Source organism: Kordiimonas aestuarii, from assembly GCF_025574465.1.
Classification (GTDB): Bacteria; Pseudomonadota; Alphaproteobacteria; order Sphingomonadales; family Kordiimonadaceae; genus Kordiimonas; species Kordiimonas aestuarii.
Genome location: NZ_JAOBPP010000019.1, coordinates 300,920 through 312,561 on the forward strand (window position 1 = coordinate 300,920; position 11,642 = coordinate 312,561).

Consider the following 11,642-nt stretch of genomic DNA (forward strand, 5'->3'; position numbering starts at 1 on the left):
CATGGCTGAATGGAATGCTGCAAAACCCAAAAACGCTGTAGCTGCGTGGGTTGAAGAACGCCTGCCGATCATCTCGCTGGTGAACAATGTGGTTGGCTCCGATACGCCGACCCCGCGTAACCTGAATTATTGGTGGAACTTTGGCTCGCTCGCGGGTCTTATGCTGGTTGTTCAGATCATCTCAGGCGTTGTGTTGGCAATGCACTACACACCGCACACTGCGCTCGCTTTCGATAGCGTAGAGCGTATCATGCGCGACGTGAACTACGGCTGGCTGATCCGCTACATGCACGCCAACGGCGCGTCATTCTTCTTTATCGCCGTATATATCCACATCTTCCGCGGTTTCTACTATGGGTCTTACAAGGCCCCGCGCGAAGTGCTGTGGATGCTTGGCGTTGTGATCTTCCTCCTTATGATGGCGACCGCCTTCATGGGTTACGTACTGCCATGGGGTCAGATGTCCTTCTGGGGTGCGACGGTGATCACCAACCTCTTTTCCGCAATCCCGGTTGTGGGCGAAAGCATCGTGACCCTGCTGTGGGGTGGCTTCTCGGTTGATAACCCGACCCTGAACCGCTTCTTCAGCCTTCACTATCTGCTACCGTTCGTGATCGCCGGTGTGGTTATCCTTCACCTCTGGGCGAAGAAAATCTCCGACAGCGGCAACCCGCTGGGGATTGACGTGAAGTCGAACGCGGACCAGATCCCGTTCCATCCGTTCTACACCATCAAGGACGCGTTTGGTGCCGGTGTCTTCTTCTTCGTATTCGCGGCTTTCATCTTCTATATGCCCAACATGCTCGGTCACCCGGATAACTATATCCCGGCTGACCCGATGGTAACGCCAGACAGCATCGTGCCGGAATGGTACTTCCTGCCTTACTATGCGATCCTGCGGTCCATCACGTTTGACATCGGTATCCCGTTCACGGACATCGTGTTCATCCCGGCCAAGCTTCTCGGCGTTCTGGCAATGTTTGCTTCGATCCTCGTGTGGCTGTTCCTGCCGTGGCTTGATACGTCCAAGGTTCGCTCGGGCAAGTTCCGTCCAACCTTCCGCTGGTTCTACCTCTTCCTCGTGATCGACATGTTTGTCCTCACGATCGTTGGTGGCAAGAAGCCCGAGGGTATTTGGCCGATGATTGGCCTGATTGGCACGGCTTACTACTTCGCCCACTTCCTGGTGATCCTGCCGCTTCTCGGCAAAATCGAGAAAACGCTGCCGTTGCCAGAAAGCATTGCAAACCCGGTTGTTAAAGCAGCTGAGTAAGGGGAACTCACGATGAAACTCGTTAAAAACATTGCGATTGCCCTGACCGCTGTAGCAGGTCTTGCAAGCGCCTCGTTCGGCTCCGCCGCCGGCAAACACCCGATGCAGATGGAATGGTCCTTTGATGGCGCGTTCGGTCAGTTCGATATGCAGTCCGCACAGCGCGGCTGGCAGGTTTACAAGCAGGTATGCTCCGCTTGTCACAGCCTCAAGTATTTCCGTTTCCGTAACCTTACGGACCTCGGCTACGAAGAGGATATGATCAAGGCGTGGGCGGCTGAATATGAAGTCGAGGGCGAAGTGGATGACGCAGGCGATGAAACCATGCGCGCTGCCCGCCCTGAAGACGCTTTCCCAAACCCGTTCCCGAACGAGAACGCGGCCCGCGCATCCAACGGCGGTGCACTGCCACCAGACCTGTCGCTGATCATCAAGGCGCGCCACGACGGTGCGAACTATGTCTACAGCCTGCTGAATGGTTATGAAGATGCGCCTGCCGACAGCCATGTGCCTGCTGGCAAGCACTATAACCCTTACTTCAAGGGCGGTGCCATCTCCATGGCGCCACCGCTCGCGGAAGGTATTGTTGACTATGAGGACGGTATGGCTGCAACGCCTGAGCAAATGGCGAAAGACGTGGTCACTTTCCTGACCTACGTGGCAGAGCCCAAGCTGGTTGTCCGTCACCACATGGGCTTGGAAGTCCTGATGTTCCTTGGCATCCTGACGATCATCCTCTACTTCTCGATGAAGAAGATCTGGAAGCCGGTCAAAGCAGGCCGCAACGTTTACGAAGACAAAAAGTAAGCGTTACACGCAAGATTGAAGAAGGGCTGCCATCTGGCGGCCCTTTTTTTGGTTGGCGGCAAGGCATGGCTTCCGATAGTCTGATCCTCATATCACGTAGGGGAGCAATGATGATCAAGACCATTTTATGCGCGGTTGGGGTGTTGCTGGCGTCCGCAACTGTCGCAGCTGAGGACGAACAGGCCAAGCTGCCATTCTCCAAGGCCCTGCGGGTGGGCAATATGCTTTATCTGTCAGGCGAACTGGGGGCCAAGCCCGGCACCATGTCACTTGTGCCCGGCGGCATCGGGCCCGAGACCCGCCAGACGATGGACAATATCAAGGCAACGCTTGAAGCGCATGGGTCCGACATGGACCATGTGGTCAAATGTCTTGTCATGATGGCGGACATCAGTGAATGGGCGGCGATGAATGAAGTGTACCGCACCTATTTTGATGACCGCTTCCCGGCGCGCAGTGCCATGGGCGCAAACGGCCTTGCCCTTGGCGCGCGGGTCGAGATTGAATGCATGGCAACAGTGAAGGAATAACGACCTAGTCCATCATCAGGACGTCAATACTTGCGAGCGCTGTCAGGTATTCGCCGACGGCCTCGCACCCGACCGGGCCAAACTCGGCGGTCAGCAGGTCGCAGATTTCCCCCACGCTGCGGTTGCCATCCACATAGTTGAGCGCTTCGTAGCTGATCTCATGGCCATGTTGGGAACTGAGCAGGGCAAGTGCGGACAGTTTGTCGGTACCAAGTTTGTCTTCAATATACGAATAGCCGAAGCCATTCATCGTGCCCTTGATGGCCGGGTTGCGCTGGTAGACAGGGCCTTCTTTTGTTATCGCAGCGGGGGTGCCGTCAAGTGACGCCAGCGCGCTGGTAAGGGCTGTAAGGCCTGAGGTGTCCGTCTCCGGTGCATAGTCCTTGATGCTGCGAATGATGTGCTGTTCTGTCAGCCAATAGCCCAGCCGGGCGGCGGCGCGGTCCTCCGCATTATACCCTTGGCTTTTTTTCAGCGCTTCCGCAAAGCGCGCAACGACTGCCGACTGCTCCAGTTTCTCCAGCACACCTGCGTCCTCATCGGTCAGGCCCGCGAGGATTGCTGCCTGCGCGGCCCCCATAAAAGCAGCGCGCTTGAGTTTGGTGGGATCAACGTTCGCGGCGAGGTCTTTGGTGGTATGGATATAGCGGTCAGGCCAGTCGTGCATATAGGTGACGGGGATGCCCCAACTGCCGGCGGCGAATACATCATGGTCGCTGCCCATGGATAGCCACTCCTTGAGCGCGAGAAGCGGTTCCCGCCCTCCTTCGGGCGAATAAAGCGGAAAGGCTGTGTCCTGTCCGCTGGCAAACGCCAGGCTGTGTTCGTTGACAAAATCGGTAACCGCCCAGGCGATATCGCCGGAAACGTCGGCGGTGCTCTTTGGGCCGCGCGATACCCGGAACACCGCTTTGGTCACCGGCCCGCCGCCAACCATATCCATATGGATCACATGTTTGGTATTTTCTGCGAGTTCAGGATAGACATTGAGCAGAATGAGCGTTGCCTCGATTTCTGACGGCCACAGGAAGCGGATTGTGCGTTTTGGTTGGGGCAGGGTGCCTGTTGCTATCAGTCGCTTGAGGGTGCGTGCAGCCTCGAGGATTGCAGCGCAGCCGCTGGCGTTATCATTGGCGCCGGGGCGCGGATGGTCGAGATGGCAACTGAAGGTGATTTCTTCATTGGAGAGCTTGGGTTCACTGCCCGGGATTGTCGCGGTAACGATACGGTATTCACCCACCTCCCGCACGGCATCCACTTTGGCGTGGAAGAGGATTTTTTCCCCTCTCCTGAGCCGTTCTTGCAACGCACGGGCCTCGCCAAGGCTGGTCATGAAAGCGAAAGCGGGCTCGTCACGAAAAGAACCAAGGTGGCCCCAGCGGACCAAGCTGTCGTCCAGTTGCCACCAGGCGCTTTTCTGGTTCGCGGCGTAAGAGAGTATGCCTGCGGCGCCGTACCTGCGTAAGGCCAGCGCCTCCACGGTGGCTGGTTGGCTTGAGGTCAGGACAATTTTGCCCTTCACATCCTTGCCCGCATAATCGGTTTCCGAGGTGCCCGGGCCGATGTCAACAAGTGCTGCGGTTATATCGGCGCTGTCACTATCCTGCGCGAGGGTCAGGGGCCGTGCATTCCAATCCCCCAGCTTGCTCAGCCGTGTGCCGTCGCCAGCCACTTCCCAAAGTTCGGCAAAGCTCACGTTCCATGCCGGGCGGGACTTTTGGGTGCCATAGAGGGTTTCGCCATCGGCGGGCAGGCGAAAGATATCCACGGTATCAAAGCCGTATGATTTCAGCTTGGTGATAATTAAGTCTGCGGCCTGGTCGAATTGCGCACTTGCCCGCGTACGGTGATAAAGCGTGATTTCATCCAGTGTACGTTTGGCGGCAACGCCGGAGGTTTCCTCGGCGAGGCCTTTTAACGCCGCTTCCGGGATAAGCGCCGCCAAGCCGTCGGCTGCAAACGCGTGGGTGGAGAACGCAGCGCTTACGACAATGGCGCTGGCAAACCGGGTGAAAGTTTTGATCACGTCATACCCCCTTGGATGGATACCAAGAGCTTAGGCAGCGTTATAGCGCCTGACAAGGGCGATCATTGGGGTGATACAGCGGTGGTTCGCCTCAGGCCTTGACGTGCTTGCCGGTCCCGTCGCCTTTTGGCATCCAACGTCGGGCGCGGTTTTCGGCCATCTTTTTGTTGACTTCCTCGGTGAGTGATAGGCCATTCAATTCCATCAGGCGGTATAACAGGATGGCGATATCCGCTGTTTCCTTGCCAATTTCGGCACGATCACCTGCCTCAGTCGCTTCAAGGAGTTCTTCAAGTTCAAGCATGGCACGGCGCACCAGGACACTGTGGTCATGGGCCGGGCCGAAGGTGTCTTCGGCCCAGACAGTGATGGTCTTCTGACTCTCAGTCATTTTTTGCCAAAACCGAGCGCAGGGTAAAGGCGGTGTCATGTTTGGCAACTACTTCGGAGAGGTCTCCGGTGTGGATGTCGAAAAGCAGGCCCTGAAGCGATAGTTTGCCTGCTTTCACACGGTCGGCTACGAACGGGAACGACTTCAGGTTTTGCATTGAAAGATAAATGGCCGCGCGCTCAAGCAGGCGCTTACGCGTACCAGGATCCGCGGCTGTCAGGTCGTCGTATTTTTTTTGCCACTCTTGCAAGGGGCGCATCCAGCGGCCAACAAAGCTGTCCTCGGGTACATTGCGGTCTACAACGCTTGCGACGCCGCCACAGCCAGCGTGCCCAAGCACAACAATATTGTCGACCTCAAGTGCGGTAACCGCGAACTCAATCGCAGCCGATGTACCGTGATAGACGCCGTCTGTCTCGTAGGGTGGAACCATGGCCGCGACGTTGCGGACCACAAAAAGGTCACCGGGGCCAGCTGTCAGGATCTGCTGAACAAGTACCCGGCTGTCCGAACACGCTATCACCAGTGTATGCGGTGTCTGGCCGTGGGTGGCTAGGTCTTCATAAAGCTCGCGGTCACGCTCGAAAGCCTGTTCCCGGAAGGTGCGATATCCATTTAACAGTCGTTGATCGATGCTCATGTACTTATGGCCCCTCTTTTTAGTTTGTTCTCTTGTAGGCAGGTAAAGGCATCATCGCCAGTGTTTTGTGTCAATGGACTTAGCGGTGGAACTCAAAATTTTCAATCCGGGCTGCAGGAGCACCCGCGCCGAGGTCGAGATAACGCATTTCCTTGATGCTGTCCCGACCAATATTGGCATTGTCCCGGTCGCCTTCTTCGCCGAACGGTTTGCGGCCCAGGCCATAAACCATCAGGTATTTTACAACCCCTTGTTCATCTGCCAGTGGATATTGAAGAGTCTCATACAAGTATTTGCTGCCGCCGGGAGTGGTGACGACGTCACCCACATAGGCACCGCAGGGTGTTCCCAGTACATAGGCATGAAAGACCGACAACGGTTTTACAAACTCCGGCGGTAGCAGATCATAATAGTTTTTGCCCGTAACCTTCAAGCCCGACACGCGCTCGATACCGCTGCCATAAAAAAGCACGCGCATATCCTGATGGCCAACTGCTTCCGCGATGCCGATATTTTGCAACATCTCGCCAAATTGCATGGGGGTAATGTCACGTTTGCAGGGAACGAGCTTGTGAGCCGATCGGGGCAGCATGTGCCAGCGCTCAAGAAAGCTGTCGAAGTCAGCGCTTAATTTGAACATGGATTGATACTTCCTTCCCGAAAATATCATGCCTGTTATATCTCGGTTTTTCAATCAGACCACGAGACAGCGTGGCGTGAGTTTACCTAATGCCGGATAATTGATCGGCGCGATGAAAGGTGAAATCCTTGACGTAAGCGCTTGGGGCCCCCGCACCGAGGTCGAGATAAACCATATCCTTGATGTTGGAGGGCGCATGGCTTGTATAGGTTCTTGTGCCTTTGTCGGTGTATGGCTTGCGGTCGAGTCCGTACCCAATGAGATACCGTACTTCACCCTTTTCATCGGTCGCGGGGAACTGCACATTATAGTGGATGTATTGGCTGCCCTCGGTGGTGCCGATGACATCGGCGATATAGGCTCCGCATGGAGTTCCCAACAAATTGTTATGGAACTGAGTCATGGGCTTGATGAAGTTTTCGGGTAAAATGTCGTAATAATCCCGCCCCATGACGGGGAAGCCTGCGTTCCGTTCATATCCGTCGCCAGCGTAAACGACATACAAGCTTTGTGCGCCACGTCTTTCCGCAAGGGCAACATAGTGAAGCAGATTACCAAAAACCGCAGGGGTTATGTCACTTTTGCAAGGTAAACAGAGATGGGCTCGCCTTGGCAAATTGCGCCAAAGTGTCAGAAATTCATCGAATTCGGGGTTCAAATCAAACAAGGCCGAGACTTCCTTCCCAGCCTATCATGCATTGTATATTGTTATTTTTCAATCTGTCGTAGCACCGTGTCACGCTCATCACCGTCGACGATATTCAGAAGCACCTCCCAAAAGCCGGCGACAGCCTCGGGGCCTGCGCGCTTGTACGCTTCCGCCACTCTGTCACGCTGGCTGGCAAATAGTTCTTTCTCAAACGCTTTGCCTTTGTCTGTTAGATGCAGAAGGCGCTGCCGACGATCTTCAAGCCCGGCGTCCTGCTGGATGTAGCCTTCCTCAACCAGTTGCCCGAGAACGCGGGAGAGGCTTTGTTTCGTGATGCGCAAAAGGGAAAGAAGACCGGATACCGTTGTGCCTGGATTACGGCCGACAAAATATAGCACCCGGTGATGCGCTCGTCCGAAGCGGGATTGAGCCAGTATTTCGTCCGGATCGCTGGTGAAATCCCGGTAGGCGAAATAGAGCAGCTCGACGCCGCGGCGGAGTTCTTCCTCGCGCAAATAAAGGTTCGATTGTGGCAGTTTTCGTTGCATGGCAGCCCAGTTGAATATATGTCAGTGTTATTGACATAATATCGACACAATGTTACACCGATCAAGTAAAAAGCGACATAATCTTATTTGTTAGGCGTTTTCGGAGAATAGAAATGGCAAGTGCGCCCTATAATGACCGCGATGGGTGGATGTGGATGGACGGTGAGTTTCATCCTTGGCGGGAATGTAATGCCCACGTTTTAACACATGCCCTTCATTATGGTGGCGCCGTCTTTGAAGGCCAGCGCGCTTATAATGGCACGATATTCAAATTGAAAGAACACACGGCGCGTTTGTTCAACTCAGCCAAAATTCTTGGTTATGAGGTTCCCTACAGCCAGCAGGACATCAATGACGCCTGCATGGAGTTGCTTGAGAAAAACGAACTGGTTGATGCCTATTGCCGCCCTATTGTATGGCGCGGCAGTGAGATGATGGGCGTTAGCGCGCAGGCAAACACGATTCACGCGGCGATTGCTGTGTGGGAATGGCCCTCTTATTTTTCGCCGGAAGCCCGTATGAAAGGGCTTCGGCTCGATATCTCAACCTGGCGGCGGCCCGCCCCCGATACCGCGCCGACAAACGCTAAAGCGTCCGGCCTTTACATGATCTGCACCATGTCCAAACATGCGGCGGAGGCCAAAGGCTATGACGATGCACTGATGTTTGACTATCGTGGTCAGGTGGCGGAGGCAACCGGGGCCAATATCTTCTTCGTCAAAGACGGTGAGCTGCATACCCCGACGCCAGACTGTTTCCTAAATGGTATTACCCGCCAGACCGTGATGGAACTGGCAGAAAAACGCCAGATCAAGATCGTGGAACGTGCCATCATGCCGGATGAACTCGCCGGGTTCGAGCAGGCATTCCTGACCGGATCCGCCGCGGAAGTGACGCCGTTGTCCGAGATTGGCCCCTATAATTTTGAAGTTGGCGAAATGACTAAAACGCTGATGTTCGATTATGATGCGCTGGTGAAGGGGAAAGCCTGACAGGCTCTCCCCCGTTTTCAGCGGTTTTAGCTCAGCATTTTTGATTCTTTGATGGCGCGTACGAGGTCGCTCAGGGCGTCACGTACATTTGCGTTTGGCAAGGTGTCCAATTCGGGAATGATGAGATCCATTTCGGTGATACGGCCCGAGAGGATTTCATCGCCCGAGGGCAAACCTTCATAAAAATACCCCACCGTTGTTTGCATGATGTGCGCGAGAAGATAAAGCCGCCCGGCACTGATGCGATTAAGCCCGCTTTCGTATTTTTGAACCTGCTGGTAGGAGATGCCAAGAATATTGGCGATATCCTGCTGCGACAGGTCCAGCGTGCGGCGGCGATCCCGAAGACGGCGCCCCACATGTTTGTCAATGAGGTCGGCTTTTCTGGCCGAAAGTTCGAGCAAGCTTTCCTCAATTTCGTCAATTTGTCTGCCCATAGCTTTTACTCCAGTTTTGCCGATGGGATTCTCCGTTGGCGCGTGCGACTTACTGTGCTAGAGATTTCGCCAACGCCGATGCGGCCGGGTATCTCCTTCTTGTGGTTGGTGAAATTATACCATTGGTTGCATGATTATGAGATTATAACCTTATGGGGGAAATGCAAGGGGACATTTCGCCTATTACGGGAGTGACAGACTGCCATGACAGCAAATTGGCTGAAGATACCTGTACTGAGTGTGCTCTTGATGAGTGTTGCTGCTTGCAGTTCCAAAGATGACGAAGATCGCTATATCGCTCGGGATGTGGAGGTTCTTTATAACCTTGCCCAGGATAATCTAGCGAAGAAGCGCTATAAATTTGCAGCAGCAGCTTTCGATGAGGTTGAGCGTCAACACCCGTATTCGGTGTGGGCGCGTCGGGCACAACTTATGGCGGCCTATTCGCATTATATGACCAATTCGTACGACGATGCGATATTGGCAGCGGAACGCTTCCTACAGTTGCATCCGGGAAACCGCAGTGCGCCATATGCCTACTACCTGATCGCCCTTTGCCACTATGAGCAAATTTCGGATGTGGGTCGAGATCAACAGAAGACCGTTGACGCAGAGAGCTCACTGGTGGAAGTGATCCGGCGGTTCCCAAATTCCGACTATGCCAAAGACGCCAAGCTCAAACTTGACCTGACCCGTGACCACCTGGCCGGCAAGGACATGGAAGTTGGCCGCTATTACCAGAACCGGCATGAATATCTTGCGGCAGAAACACGCTTCCGGGCTGTCATCGAAAATTATCAGACTACGAGCCATACGCCAGAGGCGCTGCACCGCCTTGTGGAGATATATCTGTCACTGGGAATTGCCGACGAAGCAAAGATGGCGGCCGCCGTTCTGGGGCACAACTTCCCGGGCAGCAAGTGGTATCGCTACAGCTATTCGCTGTTGAGCGGCAAGGACATGGTGCCTGAATACAGTGAAAAATCCTGGCTCAGCAAAATCTGGCCGTTCTAATGGACCAAGGGGGGCGCGATGCTGACAAGCCTCAGCATTCGTGACATTGTTTTAATTGATAAGTTAGACCTGTCGCTTGCGGCAGGTCTAACGGTATTGACCGGCGAAACGGGGGCCGGCAAATCCATCCTGCTTGACAGTCTGGGCCTTGCGACCGGCAGCCGTGCTGACCGCGCGCTTGTGCGCCTGGGCCAGGACAAGGGGACTGTCACCGCCGCCTTTTCCGTCTCATCCGATCATGCAGCCTGTGCCCTCCTTGAAGAACAGGGCATGGATGGCGGTGACGGCTTTGTTATTCTGCGCCGTCAAATTACATCGGATGGCCGCAGCCGTGCATGGGCCAATGACCAGCCGATCAGCCAAGGTATGCTCTCAGACCTGGGGGCGCTGCTGGTGGAGGTGCATGGACAGCATGATGACCGCGGCCTGCTTGACGCCAGTGCGCACCGGGCGCTTCTGGACGACTTTGGTGGTTACCGCACAGAGATCAAGGCTGTGGCCGACGCCTATGACACCAAACGCGAGGCGGAGAAAGCCCTCGCCAAGGCCGAGCGTGACCTGGCTGAGGCACGCCGGGATGAAGAATTCCTCGCCCACGCGGTAAAAGAACTGGAAGCCCTGAGCCCTGAATCAGGGGAAGAAAGTGAACTGGCAGAAAAACGCTCGCTGATGATGCAGGGCGAAAAGCTGACAGAAGATCTCGGCGAATATCAGGATGCCTTGGCGGCGGATGGTGGGGTTGACGCTATTGTGCGCGGCGTACTGCGGCGAATGGAACGCACTGACGCAGCAATGGCCAAGTTGTTGAAGCCCGTGATGGAAGCCCTGGACCGTGCTGCGATTGAACTGGGGGAAGGGCTGGCGGCGCTTGATACCCTTGCGCGCGATCTTGAGTTTGATCCGCTTGAGCTCGAACGCACCGAAGAACGGCTTTTTGAGATTCGCCGCCTTGCACGCAAACACAATTGCCAACCAGATGATCTGGCCGCCATGCAGCAGGACCTTGAGGCGCGGCACGCGGCCATCGCTGCCGGTGATGGCGCGGTTAAAATGCTGCGGGCGCAAGCCAAAGCCGCATCGGAAGCATTGGTTGGTGCCGCGGGCGCCTTAAGCGCCCGGCGGCAGGCTGCTGCGATACGCCTTGATGAGTTGGTCAATACAGAGTTACCGCCGCTCAAGCTGGAGAAAGCCATCTTCCGCACAACGATTGAAGGTCTTCCTGAAAATGAATGGTCCCCCGCGGGCGCGGACCGTATCTCATTTGACGTCAAAACCAACCCGGGCACACCCTTTGGCCCATTGGTGAAAATTGCGTCTGGTGGTGAACTTGCGCGCTTTATCCTCGCGCTCAAGGTCGTGTTGGCAAAAGGCTCCAGCGTGCCCGTTATGGTGTTTGACGAGGTCGACCGCGGCATTGGCGGCGCCACAGCAAGCGCGGTGGGAGAACGCCTGAAGCGTTTGACCGAGGGCGCCCAGGTGCTGGTGGTAACCCACAGCCCGCAGGTGGCCGCACGCGGCGATAGCCAGTTCCAGATATCTAAAAACGACGATTGCGGCGAAACCCGCACCCGCGTTGTGAAACTGAGCGAAAGCGAACGCCGTGAAGAGATCGCACGCATGCTGGCTGGTGAGACAATCACCAATGAGGCGCGCGCCGCCGCCGACAAACTACTGACCGTGACAATATAGGTGACC

General features: G+C 55.5%; 13 protein-coding genes. 6 read left to right on the plus strand and 7 right to left on the minus strand.

What is annotated here, in order from left to right; all coding sequences use genetic code 11:
- The first annotated feature begins 1 nt into the window (after position 1).
- The 3 genes from OEU85_RS08865 to OEU85_RS08875 all read left to right on the plus strand — a co-directional run bounded on the left by OEU85_RS08865 (position 2) and on the right by OEU85_RS08875 (position 2,610).
- Positions 2 to 1,273: a cytochrome b gene (locus OEU85_RS08865; RefSeq protein WP_262691119.1), complete on the plus strand. Its 1,272-nt coding sequence runs from the start codon at positions 2 to 4 to the stop codon at positions 1,271 to 1,273.
- Positions 1,274 to 1,285: 12 nt separating this feature from the next.
- Complete coding sequence (locus tag OEU85_RS08870; protein ID WP_262691120.1) at positions 1,286 to 2,080, plus strand: cytochrome c1; 795 nt, start codon at positions 1,286 to 1,288, stop codon at positions 2,078 to 2,080.
- Between the two features lie 110 nt (positions 2,081 to 2,190).
- Positions 2,191 to 2,610, plus strand: coding sequence for a RidA family protein (locus OEU85_RS08875; RefSeq protein WP_394805405.1), 420 nt, complete (start codon positions 2,191 to 2,193; stop codon positions 2,608 to 2,610).
- A 4-nt stretch (positions 2,611 to 2,614) separates the two neighbouring features.
- On the opposite strand, the gene OEU85_RS08880 is transcribed toward OEU85_RS08875, so the two are convergent.
- From OEU85_RS08880 to OEU85_RS08905, 6 genes are all read right to left on the minus strand, one after another.
- The gene (locus OEU85_RS08880) at positions 2,615 to 4,636 is read right to left on the minus strand and encodes a M28 family peptidase (RefSeq protein ID WP_262691122.1); all 2,022 of its coding nucleotides are present in this window, start codon (positions 4,634 to 4,636) and stop codon (positions 2,615 to 2,617) included.
- 91 nt (positions 4,637 to 4,727) lie between these two features.
- Entirely contained in the window at positions 4,728 to 5,027 is a 300-nt protein-coding gene (locus OEU85_RS08885; RefSeq protein ID WP_262691123.1) for a pyrophosphohydrolase domain-containing protein, read from the minus strand.
- Positions 5,020 to 5,667, minus strand: a complete 648-nt coding sequence (locus OEU85_RS08890; protein ID WP_262691124.1) for a carbonic anhydrase — start codon at positions 5,665 to 5,667, stop codon at positions 5,020 to 5,022. The genes OEU85_RS08885 and OEU85_RS08890 overlap by 8 nt, the downstream gene beginning before the upstream one ends.
- Before the next feature lie 79 nt (positions 5,668 to 5,746).
- A complete protein-coding gene (locus tag OEU85_RS08895; RefSeq protein WP_262691125.1) occupies positions 5,747 to 6,307 on the minus strand; it encodes a PAS domain-containing protein in 561 nt (186 codons plus the stop codon).
- A gap of 82 nt (positions 6,308 to 6,389) precedes the next feature.
- Positions 6,390 to 6,974: a PAS domain-containing protein gene (locus tag OEU85_RS08900; RefSeq protein ID WP_262691126.1), complete on the minus strand. Its 585-nt coding sequence runs from the start codon at positions 6,972 to 6,974 to the stop codon at positions 6,390 to 6,392.
- Between the two features lie 41 nt (positions 6,975 to 7,015).
- Entirely contained in the window at positions 7,016 to 7,504 is a 489-nt protein-coding gene (locus OEU85_RS08905) for a MarR family winged helix-turn-helix transcriptional regulator (protein WP_262691127.1), read from the minus strand.
- Between the two features lie 113 nt (positions 7,505 to 7,617).
- On the opposite strand from OEU85_RS08905, the gene OEU85_RS08910 reads away from it, so the two are divergent.
- A complete protein-coding gene (locus OEU85_RS08910) occupies positions 7,618 to 8,496 on the plus strand; it encodes a branched-chain amino acid aminotransferase (RefSeq protein ID WP_262691128.1) in 879 nt (292 codons plus the stop codon).
- Between the two features lie 26 nt (positions 8,497 to 8,522).
- Here OEU85_RS08910 and OEU85_RS08915 read toward each other — a convergent pair whose 3' ends face one another.
- On the minus strand, positions 8,523 to 8,933 hold the full coding sequence (locus OEU85_RS08915) for a helix-turn-helix domain-containing protein (protein WP_262691129.1): 411 nt from the start codon (positions 8,931 to 8,933) through the stop codon (positions 8,523 to 8,525).
- 204 nt (positions 8,934 to 9,137) lie between these two features.
- On the opposite strand from OEU85_RS08915, the gene OEU85_RS08920 reads away from it, so the two are divergent.
- Together OEU85_RS08920 and recN are read left to right on the plus strand one after the other, a co-directional pair.
- A complete protein-coding gene (locus tag OEU85_RS08920) occupies positions 9,138 to 9,947 on the plus strand; it encodes an outer membrane protein assembly factor BamD (RefSeq protein ID WP_262691130.1) in 810 nt (269 codons plus the stop codon).
- A gap of 18 nt (positions 9,948 to 9,965) precedes the next feature.
- A complete protein-coding gene (gene recN / locus OEU85_RS08925) occupies positions 9,966 to 11,636 on the plus strand; it encodes a DNA repair protein RecN (protein WP_262691131.1) in 1,671 nt (556 codons plus the stop codon).
- Positions 11,637 to 11,642 lie beyond the last annotated feature (6 nt).

Bases quoted from the DNA above. Each gene is read 5' to 3' on its own strand.
- OEU85_RS08865 (WP_262691119.1), top strand. From the start codon at position 2: ATGGCTGAATGGAATGCTGCAAAACCCAAAAACGCTGTAGCTGCGTGG.
- OEU85_RS08870 (WP_262691120.1), top strand. From the start codon at position 1,286: ATGAAACTCGTTAAAAACATTGCGATTGCCCTGACCGCTGTAGCAGGT.
- OEU85_RS08875 (WP_394805405.1), top strand. From the start codon at position 2,191: ATGATCAAGACCATTTTATGCGCGGTTGGGGTGTTGCTGGCGTCCGCA.
- OEU85_RS08885 (WP_262691123.1), bottom strand. From the start codon at position 5,027: ATGACTGAGAGTCAGAAGACCATCACTGTCTGGGCCGAAGACACCTTC.
- OEU85_RS08890 (WP_262691124.1), bottom strand. From the start codon at position 5,667: ATGAGCATCGATCAACGACTGTTAAATGGATATCGCACCTTCCGGGAA.
- OEU85_RS08895 (WP_262691125.1), bottom strand. From the start codon at position 6,307: ATGTTCAAATTAAGCGCTGACTTCGACAGCTTTCTTGAGCGCTGGCAC.
- OEU85_RS08905 (WP_262691127.1), bottom strand. From the start codon at position 7,504: ATGCAACGAAAACTGCCACAATCGAACCTTTATTTGCGCGAGGAAGAA.
- OEU85_RS08910 (WP_262691128.1), top strand. From the start codon at position 7,618: ATGGCAAGTGCGCCCTATAATGACCGCGATGGGTGGATGTGGATGGAC.
- OEU85_RS08915 (WP_262691129.1), bottom strand. From the start codon at position 8,933: ATGGGCAGACAAATTGACGAAATTGAGGAAAGCTTGCTCGAACTTTCG.
- OEU85_RS08920 (WP_262691130.1), top strand. From the start codon at position 9,138: ATGACAGCAAATTGGCTGAAGATACCTGTACTGAGTGTGCTCTTGATG.
- recN (WP_262691131.1), top strand. From the start codon at position 9,966: ATGCTGACAAGCCTCAGCATTCGTGACATTGTTTTAATTGATAAGTTA.